Here is a 25,657-nt window from a genome sequence, read left to right as displayed (position 1 = left end):
GCTTCTTTATATGAAATTTACTATACAAAGAGAATCCATAAAAGGACAGGTGAACCTATTGATTATTCAAAGTAAAAAAGTCTGGATTAAGGAAAGCTTTATCCCTATGCAAATAGAAATAGAGGATAAAAAAATAATTGCCCTCCATGAATACGGTTCAAAGCCTATTGACAAGGATTTTGGCGAGCTTATGATACTTCCCGGCTTCATAGATATCCATTGCCACGGATATAAAGGCATCAGCGCCAATAATCCCACTGAAGAGAGTTTAAGAGAGTGGATGCATCATATGCCTTATGAAGGGGTTACTTCATTTCTTGCCACCACAAGCACACAGGCCTATGAAGATAATGTCAATGCCTTTAAAACAATATCCCGTCTTTATGATGAAACGGGAGACGGGGCAGAAATTTTAGGAATCAATATTGAAGGCAATTTCATCTCCCATGAATTCCGCGGGGCACAGGACCCTTATACAATAATCCCGCCCAATCCTGAAATTCTGCGAGAATACCATGCCCTTGCAGAAGGCCGGATTAAAAGTGTAGCCTGTGCTGTAGAAAAAGACGAAGGCTTCGAATTTTGCAAAGCCGCCAAGGAGATGGGGATTCCTGTTTCTGTAGCCCATTCGGGAGCAAAATATGAAATTGTCGCAGAATCTATAAAATACGGTGTAAAGGCGGCCACCCATACAGGAAATGCCATGCTTGGCATACATCACAGAGAGCCTGGAACCTTCGGCGCAGCCCTTTTACTTGATGACCTTTATGCAGAGGTAATCGCAGACGGCATGCATATTCATTTTGGAATCGTAAAAATGATAGGCCGCATGAAAGGCAAAGATAAACTTATTTTGGTTACAGATTCAAGCGTTTACAAAGAATATGAGAACGGTGAAAAAGGCAGTGAAGCTTTTTTCACAAAAGACGGAAGGCTGACAGGCTCTGCCCTCAGGGTAAATAAAGGCGTCTATAACCTTATCTATAAAGCAGGGCTTCCCTTTGAAACAGCCATCAATGCCGCTACCATCAATCCTGCAGTATATGTAGGCGAAAGCCATAGAAAAGGCTCCATAGAACAAGGTAAAGACGCAGATATTGTTGTATGCGATGATGCGTTTAATGTGATAGCAGCTTATACCATGGGGAATAACGTTGTTGGATGTGAATAAAGATGTTTTCCCATAGGGCCTGTAATCAGGCCCTATGGTTTTTTACGGAATAAAAAAGGAGCTTATGAAAGCTCCGTAAACTCTGTATTATTCGTATAAAATAGATACAGCCCTTCATCCGCTGTATCCACTGACAAAAAAGATTCTGCTACCCAGCTTATTTTATTAAGTGGCTCTTATTTTTCGGTCTGCTCGGTCATTAACTCCCATCGTATACCAAATTTATCAATCAATGAAACAAAGCAGGAACTATAGGATGTACGCTGCATCGGATGGATAATTTCATATCCTTTTGATATTTTTTCGTATGCTGCCTTAACCTCATGGGCTGTTTCAAAGGTAAGTACCAGAGATACTGTATTTCCTTTCGGTACAGTATTGCCGGTATCATCAGTCATCAGAATACGCTGGTTTCCAATTAATATTTCCGCATGGTAGACAAGAGCATTATCATCATTATGGGATTATAAATCTTGCGGATTTGCATCTGAGTTACACAATAGTACCTTAAGCTCTGCTCCAAAAGCTGTTTCATATAATTTTATTGCTTGTTTGCAATTTCCCGAAAAGTGAAGGTTTGGCGTTACACAAATCATATCTGCACCTCTTTTGTAGACTATAAGTAACTCCTATGCTTACTTGCAGCATATAAAATAAAAGAAGCCGACCGCAACAACCGACTACTGCTTCGACAAACATGCTGAAACAATGATGAGAAAAGATTTATATAAATCTGCAGGAATTTATGTATTGTCTTCTCAATAAGTTGAAATTTATTCATCGATTATCGATTTTTCTGCGGTGCTGTAGATGAATGCCGATATGCCCGATTCCCAGAACTGCTGTTGAAATCAGAAGCCAGACCACTTTCCCATATATGCCAAGGAGAAAAAACGCCATAACAGGCAATGTCGCACCGGCTACAGGAATACCGCAAAAACTGCTGTAAAAGTCCTTCAATCGCTTTTGACTTTTAAAATATCTAAGCCACCAGCATTCATACATTATCATTAGTATCACTGCGGCAAGCAGCCAGAGCGTCCATATTGACCAAGGACGAAGATTAAAGTCCGAAAAAATAAGCGCAGTACATGTTACAAGAACCTGACCGACACGCTCAAAGATCAGCAATATCTTGTTTTCATTCTGATAATTATATCCCTTCGGCTGATGCCTTACCCATATAAGATTAGGGATTATCAGCATCAGCAAGAAAATCAGCCCCGTGTATGAAAAGCCCAAATGACCCATTGCTTTATCCTCGCTAAACTCTTATTTATCTATGTGCTATGAAAGTACCCTGCTTCTATTATAGCTGACTGAAAAGCAAAAAGAAACCGGCAAATTCATCGAGTTTTGCCGATTTCTTTGGCAGGTTAGGTGAATATAGGTGCTCGGAACATTTATTGCTTTTTGTACTTAGATATTAATTTTTTGATATCATAGGCAAAAGCTATCAGACCCCAAAGCACAAGTGTCGCTCCAGCGCAAATATTTATTGTCCATGGACCTATACATTCCGTTCGTGTCAATGCCGGGTAGATGAAATATACACCGAGGCTTATAAAACATAACAGCCCAATTATATTTATAAATATGCTGTTTTCTTTAATCAGCCCCCAAGCGGCGATGATTATCACAAATGCAATAAATGCAGCATTAAGCCATTCAACACTTCCCATGCTCATTCCCATTAGGCACACAAAAAGCAATAAATATAGTGGGGTAAGCAAGATATAAAACATTGATTTCCTATTCTTATTTAGCAGTTGACTTCCCTCTTTTAATGTATATAGGCCTTTCTCTTCACTAAGTTGGGAAAGGTTTAGCTTTTTATGCTATATCAATACATTGTGGCATATGAAGTATAAAAACAACCGGCAAATTTCATTTCGAAGCTTGTCGGTTTGTTTATGCCGCCAAGCCAAAATAGATATAGTTCGTTACTTTCTTCGGCTTTGAAACTTTCCAGATAAAGTTGCCTGTTGCAAGATATGACCATCAATATTATTTATAAAATCCCGCTTTCTGCAACTTGCAGCTAAATCCAGGGTACAATCCAGTACATAAACAGTAAACACATATGTATGTATCAACTTGAATGGTGGTTTTGGACCTTTATATTTATTTCTTCCGTAAGCAATACCTTGCGTTGCACCTAGACCGTCTACATATTTGCCGTGAGCTATCCCTTCAGGAATGACGGACTGTATGGATATATTCCATATCACCCAATGGTTATAGTTTGGGAAAATGGGATGTGAAGCATCATCCAATGTAATTGCAATTGATTTCGCATTGGGAGAAATATTGCTTATTTCAAAATCAGGAGAAATATCTGCTCCACGAGCTGTATATTTTACAGGTATCCAGCCACCTTCATCAAAAGCTTTGCTCTTAATCATTAATTGTTCCATAATATTATTCTCCAATAATCCAATTCTTCCATCATTTTACTAAAGTATAACATAAAAAATTAGGTTGAAACAGATACAATTCAGCATCCATTTCAACCTGATAACCTTATAAACGCTGTGGAAAAAAGATTTTTGAAGCGGTGGTGTATCAGGCGGTTCGATAAACTGGATTCGATGGCCGTTTACCAAATATAGGGGATAAGACGATACTTAACTTTTTTGCTGTATTCTATATATCCATTAAGTTTTTCTCTCAATACCGCTTCTTCATTCTTAATTCGCTTTATAATAAGTATTGGATAAATCAAGAAAATAATAAACGAATAGACAGAACCCAAGATAAGCGGCATAGATAAAAACAGGGTGATGGTTACAAAGTACATGGGGTGCCTTACAATCCCATATAAACCCGTGTCAATCACTTTTTGGCTTTCCTGCACTTCAACCGTTCGTGATAAATAAGCGTTTTCTCTCATAATTTCCGCATATAGCCCATATGAAGTTAAAAAAATTACTGCCGCTGCTATGATTACCCAGTCGGGAAGGTTACTCCAACTATATTTAAAATCTAATGCCGCAACGATAAAACCACCTGCGAACATAAATACAGACAATGTAATGACCTGCTTTTGTTCAATTTCTTTTTCTTTGGTATTCAGCCGTTTTGCAAGTAAATCAGGTGCTTTCAATAGGAGAATAATACCGGTTATAAGCATCGGTATAAAAAGCAACCCTATAAAAATCCATGCATTCCAATAGTCAATCGATCCTGCCGGCAAAAACAATAGCAAGCTAACGGTACTGAGCCCCATCAGAAACTGGGTGCACGATTGAATTAACAGTTTACGCTTCATGGCTTTGATCCTCTTCATTTTCTATTTAATCAACTCTGCTACTATCATACCAGAATTTTTCATATAAAAAAAGCATAGCGTCTCCTTGGCGGAAAAGTTATCTCTTTTTGCATCATTCGGTCAAAACAGATGCAGGTGTTCGGCGGCGGGCACAAATTAAAACGCTTCCCACAAAGTGAGAAGCGCGGATTAGGTCCAGCGTCACGCTGGCGTGACATTTGGTCAAACAGAAGCGGCCAAAGTGGCACATAATGGTTTCTGCTTTAGCAATAAACACTGATTTCAATTAAATTTCCATCCGGGTCGCGCAGATAAATACTTTGCATGGAGCCTAAGGCACCTGTGCGCTGAACGATTCCAAGACCGGGCTCCAATGGAGCATTCTTGTTTTGCAATTCCTGATAGATGGTTTGAATATTCCCATCGGCAATGATACAAAAATCCTGGCTGCCATATACCAGCTCTTTTGCCACCGGGAATGCCGTGGCAGGGATAGCGTGCAGATTCAGCTTGCAGTTCCCGAATAGCAGGGAAATATTTTCGGACTCTTGCTTTAATGTCATACCCAGGATATTGACATAAAAATCGATGGATTTCTGAACATTCGAAACATTTAATACCAAATGATCAATACGGTTCAGATTCATAAAGAACATCCTTTTCATAGTAATGTAGGCGACAGGATTTGAACCCACGACCTTCTGATCCGTAGTCAGACGCTCTATCCAGCTGAGCTACGCCTACATAATATTAAAATACAAGCCTTCTTAAACGGCAAATGTTATTATATCACAATGGCTTTCTATTTACAAGTATTTTATAACGGAGCATACAAAAAATCCGTTTGGGTAAATAATGCCAAAATATCTTAATTTTTCGTTGAAAGAATTTTCAAGTTCTCTTCGTACAAGCAGCTTGCCTCTGTTATCATAGAGGCAATTTCCTTTTATTCTGCCGTAAGATTTGGCTTTAAAGGGTATAAAATAAGAGAAAAGGAAATTAAAAACCTACTATTTCATATTTATTTAAGTATAAAAACTTTAATTTGACTTTTTAAAATATTTTTATAAAACAGCCGGAAAACTATGGTTTTCCGGCTGTTGATTTTTACTTCTTCTTTCTTATTCCTAAGAACAGACCCAAAGAGCCTGCAATTAAAAGCATCATTGAGCTTCCGGCAGAGTCAATATAAACCCCTGTTTTCGGATTGTTTTTAAAGAGTTTGGAGCCTAAAGGCACTTCCTCTTCAATGATTTCTATTAAAGGATCTTCCTCAGTAACAGGAGGAACTATAATATCTGCCGGTCCCAGCGGTACCTCCGGCGCAGGAATTTCTACGAATCCCGGCGGCGGTGTGACCGTTCCCGGAGTGGTTGGTGTTGTAGGCGTTACCGGTCTCGTAGGGATTACAGGCCCTACAGGCGGTATATAAGGATCATACCTGTATTCATTGGTAATTACTACTTTTCTGTTATAGCTGCTGCTTCCGCCTAAGGTGTATAAAGTATCGTTATCTCCGAAGATTCTGCGCCAGCTAAGGGAATTGTTTTCTTCTATTACCTTATAAGTTCCCGGCTTGAGGTTTGTGAAAATATGGCTTTCATCTCCTCTTAAATAAACCCTTTCCACGAATATTTCCCTTTCACCTTCCACTTTATAGAGGATTATTTCAAAGGTCTCATTTCTATAGAAATCGGTGGAATTTGAAGCAATGGTTTTTGTAACTTCAATGGTGCCAAGATTAACCCTGTTTTCAACCTTATAGGATATTTCCGTAAGGCCTTCCATAGCTCCGTCAGCGCTTTTTATCTCTTCTATATCTACGGTTCTTCTTCTGCTGTTAGCTTCTATGATTATTTCATTGCCGGAAGCATCTTTAGCCGACCATATGGTAAGATAGTTTTCCGGAGGATTATCAGGCCATAGTTCCTCTAGGGTATATCTTCCGTAAGGAAGATTTTCAAATACAAATTTCCCGTTAACTGTTTCTGCCGTTCTTTCGCCGTAACCTTCAAGCTCTGCACCGGTCTCCTTATGATAAGGGCCTGTAAGCTTAAATGTGATATTGTCACTGGTATTGGCAGGTCTTTCAGAATCCGCGATATCAGGCGTAAGATTTAATATCTTTTCAACTTCAATTCTTCCGAAGCCTATTTTATTTTCAAGATTTTCACTGTATTCTACAGATACATAGGCTTCGCCTGCCTGATTTTCCTTTTCACGGATTTCCGTATCCTCAGGGATACTGATTACTTTGCTGTAATCATTTGCCCAGTGGGTCTTATAGCCTGCGGGGCGGTTCACTTCTTTAATCACATATCTGCCGTGAGGGATATCCGCAAATATGGCCTTTCCGTCCTTGCCGGTTTTAACGTCGCTTACGCCTTCAAGCTTCTCAAGCTCCGAATAATCCTTTCCTTCTTCAAATTTATAGAGGGCGAAGGTTATTCGGTCTGTCATATCTGTAATTTGAGCATATCCCTCTTGAGCGCCTTCGTCATAGTTAAACATCGTCTTTTCTATGATGATAGAAGCCGTTTGCATACCGTTTGTAACACGGATTGACTGAGGCGCTAAAACATCTTCCGACTGCGGCGCAATTTCTATATCTCTTGAATAGAGATAGTATTCCCCGCCGTCGCCGTCATACTCGTCTACCCCGTCAAAAGACCATTGCTCTTGATTATATTCTTCAGGGCCGTATGCCTTGGAGCTGAATTCCGTAAGTCTGTATCTTCCAGGTTCAAGGCCCTTAAACGCTACGGTAATATCATTATCAATAAGATTCTCAAAGTTTACGGAGTTTTCTTTGTAAACTATATTAATGCCGGTAAGTTCGCCGTTTTCTGCATACCTTTCAAGAGCAAACCGCATAGTAATTTTTTCTTCGGCACCGATAAGCTGCTTCATGGTATCCCAGAAGCCGTCTGTTCCCCTCTTGATTACCTCAAGGTCCATCTTTTCAATCTGATTGTCAAGGTCTATTACATGGATTAAGGCGCTTCCGGTCTGATTCGGCTCGTAGGAATCGCTGTTTACCCCGATATCTATCGTTTTATAATAAGCATTATATAAATCCGGGTCGAGACCGGCGCTTGCTATAAGGCCGTCATTATCTTCAAGGGTCCAATCTTTCGGGGCAAAATAATCTGTTGTAAACTCATAAATCCTATAAGAACCGTGGGCCAATCCGCTTACTTCAAAGCCCAATGCTTCTTTGGCATTGCCGTTGAATTTTTCAAATAAGGTTTTCAGAAGGCCGTCTTCTTTATATTCTGCCTTAAAAGCTTCATTTTCCATGGAATTGATAAGATTATCCATATTAACAGGCTTTAATTCTTTAAGGCCTGAAATCATCGTTCCTTCTTCGCTTACAAGGGCAAACCTTATATTCTTGGCCGCATCCGAAAGCTTATCTTGAGAAACACTGTTTGCATCAAAGGTCTTTAATACGGCCACAATGCCCTTTTCCTCAATATTCTCCACAGATACATGCTTTATAATCAAATGAGAAGTACCCGCTTCACCGGAAGATAAGAGTGCATCCTCCCCATTATGGAAGGTCACTGTGGTATAAAGCTTATTGAAAATTCTGCCGTCTTTTTCAAATACCTCGGCTGATGTCCAGTCTTTTGCTGTAAAGCCTGCGGGGCTTATTTCCACAAGGGTATAGTCCTTAACTGCGGAAATATCGATATTTTCAAGCTTAAATACATATCCCTCCAAAGTGCTGTCATAAATAAGAGGCAGAGCATCTGCTGCTTTAATATCCGTATTGTCCTTTCCGGGAAGGAGATAGAATTCAATATCCTTATTTTCTATCATGGCCTTAAGAATTTCCGAAGGAGTCGAGGTATCGAAATCCTTTTCAACAACTAAGGAAGCAGCCAAGTCCTTATTGACTACCTCTTTACGGTAAAGGAGACGGCTTTCACCATTTTCTTCAAGGATTGTATCTCTGTTTAAAATGATTTCATCATTAAACAAATAATAATATCTGTCGCCTTCTGTTTCGTGCCGAAGAGTCCAATTACCTTCCGGCTCATAGCCCTTATTGCTATCGGAAACATATTCCCTAAGCTCATATTTTCCTTCGGAAACATTGGTAAATAAGGCCTTCCCTGATGAAACCTTGGCTTCGTAGAAATCATTTGTTTCAGTATTGAAAAGCATAAACTCCGTGCCGCTGAATTTATTGTCAAGGTTTTCATAGCCTTTAAGCTTTTTAATGATTTCCACGTCATAATTCTTTGCAATATTTGTTATGGTAAAAGCTTGCGGTTCTTCCCTTTCGGCTTCGTTAACAATAACTATATTTTCCGACGAACCTTGGGAGATATAATGCAATGAAAAATTATCCATAAATTCAACTCTCGTTCCTCCGAGAGGCTCATTGTTTTCGTCAACCCATGAAAGATGTTCGCCGTAGTAATAAGCAAGCTCCATTACTTTGTAGGCTCCCGCAGGAAGGTCTGTAAAGGTAACGCTTTCCGACAAGCTATCCTTTATTTGAATATATTTTGTTGCGGAATAAGCCGTATTTTCATTGTCCGATTCCCTTACGATTTTTATTTCGTAAACGGTTCCCTTATGGCTGCCCGGGTTTTCAAGGTTTGGAACTGTAAGGTTTTTAGTAATGATAAGGCTTCCGTTATTCTTTTCTTTATTGAGGGTTTTAATTGTTATGCCCTCTTGGTCTGTCTGGGCGTTTATAGAGAAAGCGGCGCCGGAATAGCCTTCATAATTCATTTCGTCAAGCTTCCTGTCACCTTGATAAAAGCTTACATCGTATTTTTTGCTTATATCGTAGGATTGATTGTTTTCAGAAACCTCTGCAATGAGATAGTCTCCGAAGGGAATCTCCATAGGGGCGGAAGGTCTCTGATTGGATACAGTGAAGCCTTCTTCAAATAAATCATAAGCCTTTGTTCCGGAATTATATTTGTATAAATTAAATACAAATATCTTCTCGGAAGCTTCGGGAATATCAAAAGAATCCTTAAGCTCTTTTTCAAATATTACAGTTCTGGTTTTGCTTATATTACTGAAAGTAAGTTCAACAGGGCTGCTTCCGCCGCCGTTTATATAAACCTGAACCTGCTTCTTTGAAATATCCTGTGATACGGGGCTTGTGCCCTCCACGCTTATTTCATTCAGTAAATAATCAGACGCGTCGCTTAAAATCTCGGTAACGGTATAGAGTCCCCTTGGAATATTTTGAAGGGTCTGTCTAAAACCATTGCTTCCGGAAAGCTCATATACCTTTCCTTGGGCAAATTCTCCCGGGCCTTCTACTCTAAAACTAAATTTGTCATTTTGGGATACCAAATGATCCACTTGCTTTATGAGTACAAGTTCTCCGTCTTTTGCCCTTTCGTTTTTAACTTTAATATATATTTGGGCATCTTTTGAGCTAATATCGAAATCTTCTGTCCTGTAGATGTTACCGTTTGTATTTCCTATTTCAGTCCCGTCTACGGTTACTTTAATTCCGGCAAATACCTCCGGAGAATTTTCAAAGGTTTCTTCAATATAATATCTGCCTGAAGGAATATCGCTTACCGTCGCAGAAAGCCTTGAGCTTTGGCTATTAACAGAAAATGAACTTACGATTTTTTTGGTATCGGCATTAACAAGGTTCAGTATTATGGAACCTTCTCTTTCAATAAGCATTTCCCCTGCAAGGAATTCCTTTTCAATAGTTATTTTATATTTATTGAGAAGACCTGCGTTAAGGAATTCTCTCCCCTGAACGCCAAGCTCAACTATATCCGAAATACCCTCATTTGTAACCTTGGAATTATTGCTGATGGTATTGTCTTCTCCCTTAATTGTAAAGGAATTATATTCCGCAGCCTCACCGGTTAATGGGTCTACTTCTATCTGATATTCGTATCTGCTGCCCTGAGGTGCATTATTGATAAGCACCGTAGCCGGTAAATCCTCAAATACGAAATATCCGTTTTCATCGGTTGTCGCTTCCTGATAGAAGGTAGTCTTATTGCCGTTAACATACTGGGTAAGAGATACTTTTACATCTTTCAGCGGTTTTTCGTCTGAGCCCGTAGGCCGTATATCATTTCCCTGGTAATTAAATAAGCCGTCGCCGTCTTTATCATGCCATACATAGCCGCTTATCGCCGCGTTCATGCCGATTACTCTGGAATCGGCAGACACCTGATTGCCTCTTGTGCCTTCGTTTCCTGAGATAAATACCGACTGGGCCGTGTTTTGAATTTTACTTGTGATTGCGCTCTGATACTGGGCGGCCTGTTCCGCTTCGGTGCCTGTAAAGACCGGCTTCGGAAGGTCAAATTCAAGCTCGGCATAAAATGCCCTGCCTTTTTGTATTTCTCCCGTATATTCAAATACAATCGCCCTGTAATTTGAAAGCACAGTTTCATTGGTAAAATCTGCCGGATTAATTTGTTGAAGCTCCGGACCTGCAAGAGGATTTGTAAATGTTCCGTTCTTATTTGCAAAGAACATTTCAAGGGCTGATAAATCCTCGGCAGTTTTTGAACCGTAAACCTTAATTTTATTATTGTCAAAGACGGAATCTATGATAATCTTTGATAAATTCACTTCTCCCTTATAGCTTGTGTCCTCATTGTATTTTGGCAGAAGGTCGAAGAGTCTTGTTGCCTTTACGGTTTTTTCCGTGGTGTTTGCTACCCCTATTTTATAGCTTACTGTTCCGCCGAAAGTGGAAGAACCCACCTTATTTGTATATTCTCTGTCCATATCGCCCTTTACAAGTTTATACCCAACGGTTCCTTCTGCAAAGGATACGGTGTATTGGAGCGTTGATGCGGCGTAGGTGTTATTGCTGAAATCTTCCTTAATATCTCCTGTGGGCTTTGCGCCGATATTTTCAAGAAGCTTATCAATTGAATTTGTAATATTGGGATTTCCCATGTTTTGGGCTATATCTATTGAAAATCCCTTTGCATTTTCAGCGGTAGGGGCATAGAAGAAGCCGCTTGAAGCAAATGCCGTATTGGATTCAGATACATAGATATATTCCCTGCTTTTAAGGGTAAGCTCAACGATAAGCTCGTCATTGGGCTTCATTTCAAGCTCCGGCATATACCATAAGAGAAGCTCTTTATGATCTGTGGTCTCGCCTTTACCGAATTCTATCTTTCCGGTATAGGCAGCTCCATTATATCGAACTGCATAATACCCACTGGAATCCGGCGTATATAAAGAAGCGGGAACTTGGTCTGCTATAATAGGCGACCGCCAAATATTCTGGCTGATATTTTTAGCCCTTATAATAAATTTAACGTCTTCTCCTGCCTTATAGGAATTTCTTCCGTCGGCAGTATATTTGTCAAGGCTGAACTTCGCCTTTTCTATTCTTTGAACCTCAGGATTAATCCGAATTACATTGCTGTTTTTGCTTATTTCGGAAGGCGTATTTCCTTCATTTACATAGGCAAAATGAACAGAAGCCGAATTTATAATCTGTTTTACTTCTGGAAGGCTTTCGCCGGTTTTCCATTTGGGGAACACAACGGAAATATCAATATCTCCAGCGGTAAAGCCTTTATTTAAGGCAGTTACGGCATTCTCTCCGTTATATTTAATATATTCTACCTTTATGCTCTTAACAGTTTCACCGTCAATATTGATTTCTTTAGAATCATCAAGAAATACAGGGCTTCCGTAAAGAACCCACTGTTCAGAACCGAAGGATTTTACATAAAGCCTTCCGTAAACAGGGCCGTCAATGTCTGAAGCTGCTCCTATATTCACGGATTTTATCCTGTAGGCCTGATGATAGGCATTTCCTGTAATATTGATAATAGAGGTATCCCCGTCTGCAATGCTTAAATATTTAATATTTTCGTCTGTGACATATACGTCTCTTATAGGCGTATTATTTTTTACTTCATTGCCATTGGAATCCGTCTTGAAAAGCCCTGAAAGCCTGAAAACCGCATTTATCTCATTTTTAAGAAGCGATTTAGCGCTTGCATTCATAGCATTAATCGCTTCACCGTCAACGGACACGATGGTTTTTGATATCGTTCCGTCAGGAACGCGCAATTTTTCATTAAAGAAATCCAAAACTTGGGTTTCTCCGGCTTTTACAGTGATTTTCTTTCCTTCCGCTCCCTCTCTTTGGCTTTCAAGAGCGCTTTCATGGTCCGCAGAAGGATAGCCTGCTGGGAAGGAAGTTTCAGCAATGAGATAATCCCCTTCTTCAAGAACTGTATTCATGGTGCCATATTTTAAGTCAAGAACAATCAGCGGATTATTTCTGTCTACGGTACCGTTCGTGTCTTTATAAATACTGAATTTCGTTCCTTCTTTTCTAAGAGGTTCTGCATCTGCTAAAGGCTTGCCGTCTTCTCCCTTCTGGCTGATGTCATATTTATTGATTATAAGATGACCGCCGCTGGGGTCGTTTTTAAGCTTCACAAGAGGAGCCGAAGGATTTATATCGCTTACGGTTATAATATTGGATTTATAATCCTCATTGTTCAGATAATCCTTAAAGCCTTCTTCTGAAAGATAAGCCGGTATCTTATAGCCTGAGATGCTTTCTTTCTCAATAATCCAATAGCTGCCGTGTTTAAGGCCTGTGAAGGATGCATATCCTGCCTGCCCGTTTTTAGCTGAAGTAACAGCCTCATGAGCATCTGCATTTTCTGCAACCTGCCAATTGCCGTTCCTATCTTTTTCTATTTTTATAAGGGCAAGCTTTACGCCGTTTAAGCCCCATTCCGTATTGTTTAGTGCTGTATACTTAAATATTTCAGCCGAACCTAAGAGACCGTTTTGGAATGTGATTTCTATGCTCTTTGAAGGTTCAATATAGACGTAGGCGCCCTCATCTTCAATAACAATGTTGTTATTATTATCCGGGCTTATTTTGGCAGAGATATCGTATCCCGCTGGAGCCTTTGCCTCAAATATTCTGTACCAGCCCGGGTCAAGCTCACGGGAGCCTTTTCCTGTCGTAAGCTTTAATGCGGAAGAATCCACTTCGTTAAGAACAAAGCTGCCATCATTTCTCTCTGCGGGAATAATAGTGAATAACACTTCTTCCATAATAAAGCTGCTATTCATATCCTTCTTGTTAACAATTAAACTGCCCTTTTTAGAGGGGTTTATAAAATCCTCTAATCTTATTATTTGATTTGCTTCATCTATAGCCGGAACAGTAATGATACGCTCGTCAAGGGTATAGCCTTCTGCCCCTTTAATCTCTTTCACGTAATAAGGGGTATTTTTCTCAAGGCCTGTGAAGGTAACCTTTCCCGTTGCGTCTATGCCCTTATGATATTCGGCGATTGCTATGGGGTTTTCTTCTGTCTGAGCATCTGCTTGACTTTGATACAATGCAAATCGAGTCTCATTTAACGCATTGATAAGGCTGTTTCCTGTAAGCTCGGCGCCGTCTGGGCCTACATATTTCTTATAAAATTCGATTTGGTTCTTTCTGTCATTTTTAAATTTCGGAAGGCTAGCTAAATTCTCTGAATAAGCTTGATAGCCTTCTTCTTGAGATAATTTATATTTTACTGATACGCTGTTTCCATTTCTTTCATATAAGAAATATATCTCGGCAGGCTTTCCGTCTGCCGTTGGCAGGTAGCCTGATGGGGCAGCCAGTTCAGTAAATTTATATTCACCGAAACCTAATTTTTGGCCTAATACCATATAATAGTCATTGCCGTTTTTTAAATTGGCATTTATATTTCCTATCTTTACCCATGAAGGGATTGCAGATGTGCCTTCATTTTTATAAACATCAAAGGAAGCCGTAAGATTTTCCTGAATGGCATTGCCGTTGATGTCTGTTTTTACAGCTTTAAATGCAACCTTCGGAAAATTGAATATCTGGGCCTTCGCTGTACGGGCGGTGTCATTGAATATAACTTCAATTTCGTCCCCTCTTAAGGTATAGTCATTTTCATATTTTGAAGGCAAAGACTTTTCCTTCACTGTATAGGAAGGGCTTAACTTTCTAAAGCCTTCAACAATAAGGGCGGCATCAGAGCCGGAAGGACCTGCTTCCTTTCCGTCTTTATATCTGTAGCCTGTTTTATAGGTATATTGGTCTCCGTTTGAGCCTGTTACGACGATTTCAACGTCTTTCATGGCCACGTAATTCCTGAGGCTGATATCCGTATAGCCGTATTTTTCAATGGTTAAGGTGAATTCCTCCATTGAATTGGATATTGAAACTTCTTTGGAGCTATTTATCATAGGTCCTGCACTTTTCGTATCCAAAGGCACTTCCACAAGAATCGGCGTCGTCCAAAGGCTGTATCCATTGGGTGCGCTGACCTCTACAAGGTAATAGCAGGCAAAATACTGGTCCCCTCTTTGAATAACATTGGTTAAATTCTGATAAGGGGATACTTTGCCGTCCTTATCTACTGTTACAACAAGGTCGACGATAGAGATGCCCATGCCGTTTCCTGCGGTTCCCGAAGTAAGGCCTTCCTGAATCTTTTCAAGGCTTTCGTTAAAATCAAGAATCTTTCCGTTTTCGTCCGCTTCCGCCCTGTATAAATCAAATACGGCATTATTAATAAGATTACTTGATTTCAAATCATATTTCTTTATTTTCACCTGGGCAAATACAAGCTTATTGCCTCCGCCGCCGTATTCGTCATTAAAAGGATTATAAAACGTTCTCTTGGCATAATCGTTCTTATCTATAGCCTTCGATATGGAAACCGTGGTATAGAAATAATGCTTGGAACCGTCTTTGTAATAATTATATACCGTGTCTTCGCCGTAGGCCGGGATTTTATCCGTAGGGTCAAAATAAGGATAAAGCGCACCTGTATTCACAGGGCCTTCTTCTACAATTAAATAATCCCCGTAAGGAAGAAGCCTGGATAAGCCTTTGTTATTTTCCTCTTGTGTTGTTCCCGTATATACCCGGTCTACAAGCACTGCGCCGGCCATATCTGAGCTTGTGATTGTTCCGTTTTCTGCCTTTATCTTAAGTTCATCTGTCAGTCGATAAATTCTAAACAGTCCGTTATAGGCCATGCGGTCTGTGGTAACAATATCCGGTCTTTCGGCTTTTGGGTCATAAATCGGGTTTTCGCCCTTTTGCGGATAATATTCATCGGAAACCTTCATGGTTTTATATCCGCCTTTTGTAATTTCAATCTGTCTGTAAAGCGTTTCATTTACAGCAGGGCCTATGGTTAAGGCGTAATCCGCCGCCTTCTTTATATTAAATTTCCCCTCAAGGGTAAGAGGCTCGTACTGATTCGATTCTTCTTCAACAAATACATAGCTGTATCTTGGGTCAAGGTTTTGGGCCTTAACAAAGCCGTTTGCATCTGTAGAAATCTTTACGCCTTCTCCTATGCGGTTTCCGTCTTTATCTTCCTTATACATCGTGAAGTTTATGATTTCATCATGGCTTCTTTGAGCATATAAATCTTTCAAAACTTTCTGAAAGTTGATGTTTCCCGCGCCTATGGCATAGAATTCAGCTCTATTGGGGCCGTTTTCCGTAACGGTAATTGTTGCGGTTCTTTTTTCTTCGCTTAATTTATCCTTATGGTCTACATTTCCGCTGTTATCTATATATGCAGGAGAAAGGCCGCTTTCCGAAGTATGAAAGAAGGTAATGGTATAGGTTCCGGGCTTTTCAAGATAGATTTGTGTATCCTTATTGGTAATTTTATGCCTATCAGCACCGGAAGCATTTTTAATTATATTGCCATCAGCATCTTTTATTTCTATTTCACCGGCTCTGGCTATACTTGATACATATACGTCTGTAACCTTAACCGTTAAAACAGGCTGCTTACTATGGGCTATATCAAATATCAAATTCGGTATATTTGAATTTACCGCATCCGGGTAACCGTATTTATTGGTTGTGGCATAGGCCTCACCGGTTTTTGTGTTAACTGTATTTTCCGTATCTGCCGTGAAATCCGTGTTGGGATTATATCCCTTGTCTATGCTGTTTTCCTTAACCCTATAGTCTGCCCCGGGGACAACAATCGCCCCTGTGGTCTTACTTACGGTGCCGCTTAAAGTCATGTCAGTATTCTTTGTTCCATTTTTATAAATTGTATATTTAGCGGTAGAAAAAGAACCGTTTGTATCACTTTTATAAGATTTAACCTCTACTGCGCCGAGCTTCGGCAAATCAAATTGATATTCCCCGTCTTCTTCCACATTAAACCGCTGGCTGGGAAGGGCATAGTAAGTTGAATCTCCCGTTATGGTAACACTTTCCGCCTGATAGCTTCCCTTTGGAAGATAAAGCTCTATTCCCTTATCGCTTACTGTGATAACAGTATTATTTATCTTTTTGCCTTGGGCGTCAAAAATTTCATTATTTACACTTCCCCCAATGCCGTTTACTTTAAGGGTTCCTCTAAAGCTTCCGCTGATACCGTATTTTCCTATTTTAAGGGTGATTTTCTGAAGCTCTGTTCCGTTTTCTTCGGTATGGGTCACAATATTATTCATACCTGATACGGCAAGGGGTTTTACGGTATAAGAGGTGCTTTCTTTGTTATTGACATTATAATACCGCTTATTATTTGCAGTATCATTGGTTTCTGTTACGGTATAGGTTCCGGCAGGCAGGGAAACATATAATACCTGAGTATCACCTTCTCTTTTGCCGTCTTTCATATTTACTGTTCTCGTTTCGCCTGCTGAAGGTTTTATAAGGAATTCCGCTCCAAGCTCAGGAGTATAGCCTGATATGGGGGCATAGGATTTTACTATTTTTAAAATTCCCGTATCCTTAAAATTATATAGAATACTGCTGTTTTTATCGTAAAGAGTCTCGCTTCCCGGAGGTATTGTTACCGTTACCCCTGTAGCGGTAAATAAATTATAAATGCTGTTGGCAGAAGCTTGGCTTGTGATTGTAAATGTGATTTCACCCATGCCCACAAAACCGTCAGGCGTTTTACTTTCTTTTAAAGTATAGGTTCCTATCGGTAAATTTCGCATTTCAATTAAACCGCTGTACTGGTTGGGGATAAATGTTTTGGTTCCTCCAGGACCTGTAAGGGTAAATTCAATATCATTATAATAATCAGACGTTACATCGTTAAGCTTTTCGTCATAGACCTTCTTTGTGAAGTTTAAACCGATACGCTCTTGGCTTATATTATGAACCGTAATTTGCCTTTCTCTGTTGTTAGGGCCTACGGATACTGCTTCCCCGTTACCTGCCCAAATATAATCAGAATATTCCTCATCGGTAATTGCTTCGTAAAGATAGTAAGTGCCCTCTACAATATTTGTAAAAACTAATTTGCCTTCTGCATTAAGATTATTGGAAGGCGCCACAGGCTCAAAGCCGGATCCGTCTTCCTTTTGCCTTTTTGCATAGTTTTCTTCATTATCAAGAAAGCCTTGAAGCTCAGCTCCTGCCATATTGTTATCAGGTATTTTATTTAAAAGATAGAATTTAAATACACCGGGCTTAAATCCAAAGCTTTGTATTATATGACTACTGTATGGACTGTTTGAAAGGCCGCCTGCTCCTGTAATTTTTTTCTCCACAGTGATACTGCCAGTTACAAGGCTTCCGAAATAGCCTCCCACGATAAACTCCGAAGCGTCTTCTTTTTTTGCAGATTCTTCTCCTATTAAAGTATAATCAAGTGTTGAATCTAATTTTATTGTAGCCTTATCCGGCTCCGGCTTTGTATGGTCAAGCTCTAAATAATCGCTGAATTGAAGCTCTGTTTCTATGATATATTCTGTGGCATAGGGGGCCTCTTTTCCGTCAACTGTTTCCGTATCGAATTTACTTATGATAAATTCTTCGCCGTTTGAAAGCTCAAAGGCTTCGCTAACAGGCCCATTGCTGAAGCTTAAAAAATCTGTCCCTATGAGTTCCTCTTCGGTTCCCTTTATTTTAACAGAGGTAATTTTTATTTTTGTTCCGTCTTTCAGGCCTGTAAAGCTGCCTTTTACGGCATAAGCGCTTTGGCTGTCATTGGATTCAAAGCCCTCGAAATAAAGCCTTCCAACCTGATTCTTAGTTATGGTTAAATTATTATCCCTAAGAATATTATCGATAGATGTTTTTAAGTTAAATGCCGCCTTTATAGGTTTTTCTTTCTCTATAGGGGCTAAAATAACGCTGTTTTCAATTTTCCATTCTTCGTAAGCCTTCACTTTTCCCTTTATTGGTAAAAGCGCGGCTTCCTCTTCTATTTCGGGAACAATATCATATACGATATTTCTATATTCCCCGTTGCTGTTTACAGCCTTGGCGCTAATGAATTTCCCTTCGACTATAAAATCAGCGTCATTGGGTATTTCCCCTTTTGCAAACTCTAAAGACAGTGGGATTACGGCCTGGCCTCTTATGCTGTTTGTTCTGTCGGCAGTAAGCTTAACAGAAACAATCCCCTCATCAAGCCTTTCCTCTACAGACACAGATATTTCGCCTGCAAGGCCCGCAACCTTATCCGCTTTTATAGATTTAATATAATTTCTATATTCTGTAGGTATATTAAATTCATAAACTATTTCCGTATAGCCTATATTTTTAATTGCGGCTCTTAAAGCAGGCACAACCTCAAGCCTGACATTAACGATTGCGCCGCTTGGAATTTCAAATTCCTCGTCTCCGTCGGGAAAGAAGGGCGCATCTTCTCCGCCGTATTTATAAGAGATATCGGTAGTGAAAAAGCTGCTTTTGTCGTAAGGTATGGGTAATGCTTCAATATCTTCCCAGGGAAGCCTTTGAACCTCAAGCTTCCAGCAAAGGGCGTTTTCGCTTATTGTTGAAGGCTCTTCTAGTTTAGGGTCTATAGTATCCGTAGTTTTTTCTTCTTCTCTATGTTCTGGGGTTTCTTCCGGAATGTTTTCTTCCTCAGGATTTTCTGTAGGGGCGCTTTGGCCTGTTTCTTCTTCTGGCTCTCCCGGGGTTTCGGGTTCAACCGGAATATTTTCATCTTCAGGGCTTTCTTCTGAAAGTTCTTCTCCATAAACGGTTTTAAGGCCGAATACTGTGCCTATAAAGGTTTCATATACATGATTGATAAAACCCTTTGCCTGAACTTCTCCTTGTGAATCTTCACCGGGGCTGTTTTCTTCTGTCTTTTCTTCAGAAGGCAATTCCTCCTGCTGATTTTCTTCCTGATTTTCTTCCTGATTTTCTTCTGCATCTATGTTTTCTTCGGAAACTTCGCCTTCTTGCTCAGCTTCTTCTGTATCTTCACCTTCAGCGGGCGTTTCTGCTTCTCCGCCTTCTGTAGGAGTTTCTGTTTCCCCGCCTTCCGCAGGGGCTTCTGTTTCCCCGCCTTCAGCAGGGGCTTCGGGGGTTACATAAAATTGCTGATTATTCATATTATCTGTCCTTGTTTCCCCAGTAAAAAGATAATCTTCCCATGGCATCAATGCGCCCTCTTGAATCGTATAAGGCTGCTCTTTAAGGCTATTTTGATTGATAATCAAATAATACTCTGTAAATTCCCCTGCTCTGTCCAACTCATCTGCATCAAATAAAACATTGCCGTAATTATCGGAGCTTGATGTGGATATCAGCTGATCCCGACTCTCTCCTCTTCCGTAAAGCATTACAGAGATATTGGGATAAGGATTTTTGTTTGAATCCAATACTCTGGCAAAAATGTCCCCTTTCCCATTGTCTTCATTTGAATAAGTTATAATAAGGTTGGATATAAATATGCACAAAGCCATTAAACCGCTTATTAAACGTTTTGAAAATCCATGATTTTTTTTAGGCATTTCCCTTCCCCCTTAGATGGTTTCGTCCCAAGCCGGACATTTTACACGATGTTTTTACCTGCAATAAATATATTATATAAAATCTTCTGAAAATAATAAAGAGATTCTTGTCGAAATCTTCTGATTTTTGATTCAAGCCAGTGATTATTTAAAATCATCTGCCCTGTTATCACGTCTTTAAAAAGCTTATTAAGGATAAGATAAACCCGCACCATTGCCATTTTACGAAGGCAAATAAATTAGCTTTAACATAAAGGATAGTATATGGATATATTGTAAATTTATAATTAATTGAATATAATTTTGAAATAGCGTAGAATTGGAAGATAAGAACAAGCTGAAATACGCACATAAGGAGTCCCATATGAAAAATAAAACCTTAAAATGTCTGAAATGCATGCTTTTAGTAACTATAATCCCTTTTATTTTCGCCTCCTGCAATCCTCCGAAGGAAGCGAACATTCCCCCCGATGCCCTGGAAGAAACAGAAGCGTCTCAGGCACCTGTGGAAATAGCGTCCGGTGAATGGATTAGAGCCGGAATAAAATATGATCCCAGTTCCCTAGCCCCTTATGAAAATAATACCCCTGAAATCGCCTCGATGATGTATAACGGCTTATTTAAGCTCAATACTTTCCTTGAACCTGAGCCGGACCTCATTGCAGAATATTCCGAAAATGACAACGGGCAATGGGCATTTACTCTTAAAGAAGGCATTAAATTTCATAATGGGAATCCCCTTCGTTCAGAAGATGTAAAAGCAACCTTGGATTTGGTAAAGAAGCTTCCCGGAACATATGCCTATACAGATGCTATCGGAGAGATTTCCGTCATAGATGAGCTTCACTTTACAATATCTGCGAAAGAATCTTCTTCAAGCCTTCCATACTACCTTTCGGCGACAGCCTGCTATATTCTTCCCAAAGAGCTTATTGAAGGCTCTCATGATTTCGGCAGTGCTCCCATAGGTACAGGCCCTTACAGCCTTACTGAATATAAAAAGGGTGAAAGCATAACCTTCACAGCCTTTGAGGACTATTTTGATGCAGAAAACAAACCCCAGATTAAAAATGCCGAAATAAAGTTTATCTATGACGATAACTACAGGGCACTGGCATTAAAAACTGGGGAAATAGATTATCTTTATGACACTCCTACAGAAAGCCTGAATCTTATTAAGGATGATAAAGATATCGTAATTTTAGAGACAAAGGGAATTCATTTAACCACTCTTTTAATGAATAATGAAAACCCCCCCTTTGATTATATTCCATTCAGGAAAGCCATCCATTCCCTTATCGACAAAGAGGGCATATCTATCGTTGCCTCCGGCGGCTCTGCAGATATCCCTTCCAGCCAAATACCTATAATATATGAAACTTCCTTGATGAATAATGATACTTTTTATTATAATCCTCAAGAGGCAGCAAAATTCATTGCAGAATCAGAAATAGACATTTCCCAATTAAATTTAGAAATACTCTGTTCGGGAGAAATCGCCGAAAAAATAGCCCAGATTGTACAATCGGACCTTGCATCGGCGGGAATAAGCACCACCATAAGAAACCTCGATTATGCGGCATATCTTGACCTTGTTTTAAGAGGAGACTATACTCTTGCCATAAACGAAAGAAGCTTTCCCCATATTTTTTCTTTTTTGAAATCTGGTTTCGCTTCTTCCTCTATCGGCGGCTCTAATTTTGTGAGATATTCCAATGAAGATTTTGACAATGCCCTAAAGGAAGCTTCCAACGCCTTTAATGAAGCAGCTAAAATAGACGCAATTAAAAAAGCATCGGAAATATTGGATTCCACTTCCCCCGCCGTCCCTATTTATATAAGCAAAATACATCATGCTTATCATAAAGACCTTGACGGAGTAAAGGCGAGCCCTTCCGGGATATTATATATCAATAATATGCGATGGAAGTAAAATTGCTGCGAATTTTAGCGAAAATATGCCTGTTGGTATAAGAACGGTCTGTATTATCCCCAAAAATCTTTCGGGTTCCATATTCTGTTCTTTATAGTTACCAAACTTAAAAATGAGTTTGATAACCATAGTAAACTTAGCGTTAAACAGTAACAAAACCGTATATTTATGGAGACTCAAAAGTGTACCGTTTCCAAAGGAAATCTGTGTTTTTATACTACGCAAACTTGGAAAAGAATGCAGGCGTAAGCCTGCAAATCTTTTTTAAGTGAGCGGTTTCTTATGGTTATCAAACTTGTTTTTGTTTGATAACCATGAATCCGCAGTGAATCGGTTTTTGTTACTTTTTTATAAGAAATTTACCATAAAAGCCAATTGACTATCCATGCTTATCCTTATATCTTTTTCCAAGTCTGCCTGGTATAAATAAAAGTTTCTAACAAAAAAGGCCGTATTATCATAATGCAGCCTTTTTATTTTCTATTTATTTATATCTTCTAAGAATAAGAAAGCCTTTATTCATGCCCCTCTATTTTATTCGTATAAGCATTAATAAGCATGATATTATAGCTTCCTTCAGGGGTGTTTTCCCTTTTATATAAAACTCTGTAACAGGGAACTGCCGTAAAGCCTGTTTGGGTATCTTCTTCTTTGAAATAAACTAAATCTATTTTCTCGATACTGATTTTCTCGGTGGTTTCGTTTCTGATGGTTACCATGAAGGTAAAGAGCGCCTCATCACAGGAGGCAATTTCTCTCGTATCGCCGGAATATCCTACAGGAAGGCCGTAGGAATATTCTACATTGCTTATACCGTATTCTCCCACAGTGAATTTAATATAATTATTATATATGATGTTTTTGTTTATCCTTTGAGTATAAATGATAGTGCCCCCTTGGGAAATATCTTCAGGGATAATATCAAGCTTATATCCTTTTCCCTTATCTCCCATTTTGTCAATGAAATCCTGGCAAAGCTTCAAAGCAGCCTTTCTGTCAAGGGCTAATTTTTCCCCTTTCATATTGCTGCTGTATAATATAATATTTTGATTTATGGCAAGAACCTCATCTCCCGTTTCATATACAGGGCGGTAATTATCCCCTTTATTTTCCGGTGAAGCACCTTCTTTGAAAAAAATCTTCAAAATATCTCTTTCATCATAAAGGTTTACCGTAAGCTCCAGCTTTTTCATAGGGTCATGCTTTTCTATAAAGTCTGTATTAAGGGATATATCCTTATTTTCCAAAAGTGTTATGATGTTTTTTTTCTGCTCGTCGTCTAATGTATATTTAAGGCTGTTTTTATACCAAAGAAAGCCAAGGATACTATTTAAAATAACTAAAAACACAATTACTATGGTTTTTGCCTTTTCCCATTCCATGTAGCCACCGCCTATATTTAAATTCATATGAATATAGAAACACTGTCAATTTACTTTTCTTTTATGACGTATCACAAATAAACTTAAAAACTAAAAGACAGTTTTAAGTTTAATAAGTATACGTTCTAAAGCGAGGACCTACGGTGTCATAAAAACAAATTGACTATATTTTATCTTCCGCTTCTTTTGTACAGTGCGCCGTCAGACTGCTTTATGAAATAATAAAGGCCCGAAGTGTTTTCCCCTGAGATATTATCTTCACCGGTGCTATTGAGAGAGCTGTAAATCCAGTCGTATTTTTTATTTAAGTAATAGCCTAAGGTAACATCATCTATGGTGTCAGGACTCATATCCATATCGTTCATATGAGATATAATATCTAACGTAAGGCTTTCGGAAATATCCGCCTTCTCAAAATTATAGCAGAGCTTTTTATAATTGACCAAGGTTCCGTCCTCTACGGTTATTTCCATGCCATGCTCCATTTCCACATTTTTTTCCTCGCCTTCTTCCAATAATCTGTCACTGGAAAAAAGCATGGGAAAATCGATAAACACGGGAAAATTGTTAAAAACAAAGTCGAAATAAAAATATCTTATATTATCTTCTTCTTTATAGCCTGCAAGGTAATATTCATTATCTCCCAAAAGGGTGTCTCTTTTAAGAAAGCTTATGGCCTCAGCATAATCTTGAAGAAGGCTTGAGCCCTTCTTTCGGGAATCCATTTTATAATTGGAGTATTCTAATATATCCGTATCATAATATTTTACGGCTATGTTTGAATCGCTGTAGGTAATAACCTCATCATCGGTCATATAATACCACTTTGCGGAAGGATTATCAAAAAACAAATTAATGTTTTTTTCTATTTCATTTCTGGAAACATCCTCGGAATAGTAATTCATTTTTATTTTAAGGGGATTGTAGCTATATGCAGCCCCCAGCCATTCAGGAAAGTAGAAATTCTTCCCCATGGCCATTCTGCTTGAAATATAATATATATCGTCAGCGGCCCTATTTCTTCTGCTGAGCTGAATGCCATTTTTAATATTATCGCATAAGGTAACGTTTTTAACTAAATATTGATGAGCCTTATTATTTTCCAAATCAATAAAATAAATTTTAATAAGATTTGAGGAATAATCATCAGGGGCTATGATAATGCTGTTAAAGCCCTCAAGCCTTCCTGAAAGCTGCCCGGTCCGCTGACCCTTTAAGGACGAAAAAATATCCGTAGACATATAAAAAGCATATTCAAATATGACGGAACGGCCTTCAAGCAGAAGGCTGTAATCCACAGGAAAAGAGCCTTCATACTGGCCGTTTTCAACGGCCTCCGTAACGGCTTTATCGGCTTCTATATAGATATCCTTTTGGGCTATATTGCTGTAATCAATATTCAGCTTATTATCCGCGTCGGAAAAATTAAGCACAAGACGCCAAGGCACGCCAAAGCTGTCGGCTTCCCCTTCGCCCACCATGTCTTCGCCGGTGTTTAAAAAAGAATAAAAAAAGCTATGGTTCAAGGAATCCTCAAACCATAACCTATTGGTCTGGTAAACAGCCAAAACCACCAGCAAGCATATAAAAATACTTTTTATCCTGCTAAAGTTAAGATACATTTACTTCACCTTTGTGAACTCTAGTTTTGACTTTAAACCCGATGCCGCCTGAATCTGGCCGGGAAGGATAATATTATTTTCTTCCAGCTCCTGTTTGATTTCAAGGCTTTTACGGTTTATAGTATAGCTAAACTGGTATTTTACGCCGCCTTTTTCGGCATTAACTTTAATTATATTTTCGCCTTTCAAAAGATCGATGTCTTGGCTGAAAAAGCCTAAGGCGCCTATGTTTATTTCGTAAGTTTCTTTAATTATTTCTTTGGCATTTTCTTCGCTTTCGGGAAGTTTCTCATCAAATTCAGGGTTCGGCACGGAAACTGTGATTTTAACTTCTGTTCCTTTTAAGCCGCGGCCTGTTAAAGTCCTTGAAGTATCGAAGGTTGTTTCGCTTTCCTTTTCACCGAAGCCGGAGGTTATTTCAAAGGCTTTGGCCTCTTTTATACTGCCGGAATTGGCAAAGGCATAAACCTGTAAAAAGAGTACAAAAATAAATGTAAAAAATAACAAGCCCTTATTCCTCATAAAACCACCTCCCTGAAAATATTTTAAGCC

12 protein-coding genes and 1 tRNA gene are annotated in these 25,657 nt (G+C 39.2%); 2 read left to right on the top strand and 11 right to left on the bottom strand.

The annotated features are described in order from the left end of the window. The first annotated feature begins 10 nt into the window (after positions 1 to 10). A complete protein-coding gene (nagA, locus tag NBX03_RS00825; RefSeq protein WP_250228885.1) occupies positions 11 to 1,171 on the top strand; it encodes an N-acetylglucosamine-6-phosphate deacetylase in 1,161 nt (386 codons plus the stop codon). A 176-nt stretch (positions 1,172 to 1,347) separates the two neighbouring features. On the opposite strand, the gene NBX03_RS00820 is transcribed toward nagA, so the two are convergent. The 8 genes from NBX03_RS00820 to NBX03_RS00785 form a co-directional block, all read right to left on the bottom strand. Further along, positions 1,348 to 1,569, bottom strand: coding sequence for a VOC family protein (locus NBX03_RS00820; protein ID WP_250228884.1), 222 nt, complete (start codon positions 1,567 to 1,569; stop codon positions 1,348 to 1,350). Positions 1,570 to 1,948: 379 nt separating this feature from the next. Next, positions 1,949 to 2,422 carry a hypothetical protein gene (locus NBX03_RS00815; RefSeq protein WP_250228883.1) on the bottom strand — a complete coding sequence of 158 codons (474 nt, stop codon included), beginning with the start codon at positions 2,420 to 2,422 and terminating at the stop codon, positions 1,949 to 1,951. 152 nt (positions 2,423 to 2,574) lie between these two features. Then, positions 2,575 to 2,853, bottom strand: coding sequence for a hypothetical protein (locus NBX03_RS00810; protein WP_250228882.1), 279 nt, complete (start codon positions 2,851 to 2,853; stop codon positions 2,575 to 2,577). A 261-nt stretch (positions 2,854 to 3,114) separates the two neighbouring features. Continuing rightward, positions 3,115 to 3,588, bottom strand: coding sequence for a YbhB/YbcL family Raf kinase inhibitor-like protein (locus tag NBX03_RS00805; protein ID WP_250228881.1), 474 nt, complete (start codon positions 3,586 to 3,588; stop codon positions 3,115 to 3,117). A gap of 182 nt (positions 3,589 to 3,770) precedes the next feature. Further along, positions 3,771 to 4,442, bottom strand: coding sequence for a methyltransferase family protein (locus NBX03_RS00800; RefSeq protein WP_250228880.1), 672 nt, complete (start codon positions 4,440 to 4,442; stop codon positions 3,771 to 3,773). Positions 4,443 to 4,705: 263 nt separating this feature from the next. Then, complete coding sequence (locus tag NBX03_RS00795) at positions 4,706 to 5,089, bottom strand: VOC family protein (protein ID WP_250228879.1); 384 nt, start codon at positions 5,087 to 5,089, stop codon at positions 4,706 to 4,708. Positions 5,090 to 5,112: 23 nt separating this feature from the next. Next, positions 5,113 to 5,186, bottom strand: a tRNA-Arg gene (locus NBX03_RS00790). A 363-nt stretch (positions 5,187 to 5,549) separates the two neighbouring features. Continuing rightward, positions 5,550 to 20,168, bottom strand: coding sequence for a SpaA isopeptide-forming pilin-related protein (locus tag NBX03_RS00785; protein ID WP_250228878.1), 14,619 nt, complete (start codon positions 20,166 to 20,168; stop codon positions 5,550 to 5,552). A 364-nt stretch (positions 20,169 to 20,532) separates the two neighbouring features. On the opposite strand from NBX03_RS00785, the gene NBX03_RS00780 reads away from it, so the two are divergent. Beyond that, positions 20,533 to 22,101, top strand: a complete 1,569-nt coding sequence (locus NBX03_RS00780) for an ABC transporter substrate-binding protein (protein WP_250228877.1) — start codon at positions 20,533 to 20,535, stop codon at positions 22,099 to 22,101. Between the two features lie 515 nt (positions 22,102 to 22,616). On the opposite strand, the gene yycI is transcribed toward NBX03_RS00780, so the two are convergent. From yycI to NBX03_RS00765, 3 genes are all read right to left on the bottom strand, one after another. Beyond that, positions 22,617 to 23,483: a two-component system regulatory protein YycI gene (yycI, locus tag NBX03_RS00775; RefSeq protein WP_250228876.1), complete on the bottom strand. Its 867-nt coding sequence runs from the start codon at positions 23,481 to 23,483 to the stop codon at positions 22,617 to 22,619. Positions 23,484 to 23,653: 170 nt separating this feature from the next. Beyond that, positions 23,654 to 25,105 carry a hypothetical protein gene (locus NBX03_RS00770; RefSeq protein ID WP_250228875.1) on the bottom strand — a complete coding sequence of 484 codons (1,452 nt, stop codon included), beginning with the start codon at positions 25,103 to 25,105 and terminating at the stop codon, positions 23,654 to 23,656. Beyond that, on the bottom strand, positions 25,106 to 25,627 hold the full coding sequence (locus NBX03_RS00765) for a hypothetical protein (RefSeq protein ID WP_250228874.1): 522 nt from the start codon (positions 25,625 to 25,627) through the stop codon (positions 25,106 to 25,108). It lies immediately after the preceding gene. Between the last annotated feature and the right edge of the window lie 30 nt (positions 25,628 to 25,657).

Source organism: Anaeropeptidivorans aminofermentans (assembly GCF_940670685.1).
Lineage (GTDB): Bacteria > Bacillota > Clostridia > Lachnospirales > UBA5962 > Anaeropeptidivorans > Anaeropeptidivorans aminofermentans.
The sequence above is the reverse complement of the archived record's forward strand: the minus strand, read 5'-3'. Positions and strand labels throughout refer to the sequence as shown.

Coding starts and splice junctions, on each gene's coding strand:
- NBX03_RS00785 (WP_250228878.1), bottom strand. CDS start 20,168: ATGCCTAAAAAAAATCATGGATTTTCAAAACGTTTAATAAGCGGTTTA.
- NBX03_RS00810 (WP_250228882.1), bottom strand. CDS start 2,853: ATGGGAAGTGTTGAATGGCTTAATGCTGCATTTATTGCATTTGTGATA.
- NBX03_RS00765 (WP_250228874.1), bottom strand. CDS start 25,627: ATGAGGAATAAGGGCTTGTTATTTTTTACATTTATTTTTGTACTCTTT.
- yycI (WP_250228876.1), bottom strand. CDS start 23,483: ATGGAATGGGAAAAGGCAAAAACCATAGTAATTGTGTTTTTAGTTATT.
- NBX03_RS00795 (WP_250228879.1), bottom strand. CDS start 5,089: ATGAATCTGAACCGTATTGATCATTTGGTATTAAATGTTTCGAATGTT.
- NBX03_RS00820 (WP_250228884.1), bottom strand. CDS start 1,569: ATGACTGATGATACCGGCAATACTGTACCGAAAGGAAATACAGTATCT.
- NBX03_RS00770 (WP_250228875.1), bottom strand. CDS start 25,105: ATGTATCTTAACTTTAGCAGGATAAAAAGTATTTTTATATGCTTGCTG.
- nagA (WP_250228885.1), top strand. CDS start 11: ATGAAATTTACTATACAAAGAGAATCCATAAAAGGACAGGTGAACCTA.
- NBX03_RS00800 (WP_250228880.1), bottom strand. CDS start 4,442: ATGAAGCGTAAACTGTTAATTCAATCGTGCACCCAGTTTCTGATGGGG.
- NBX03_RS00805 (WP_250228881.1), bottom strand. CDS start 3,588: ATGGAACAATTAATGATTAAGAGCAAAGCTTTTGATGAAGGTGGCTGG.
- NBX03_RS00780 (WP_250228877.1), top strand. CDS start 20,533: ATGAAAAATAAAACCTTAAAATGTCTGAAATGCATGCTTTTAGTAACT.
- NBX03_RS00815 (WP_250228883.1), bottom strand. CDS start 2,422: ATGGGTCATTTGGGCTTTTCATACACGGGGCTGATTTTCTTGCTGATG.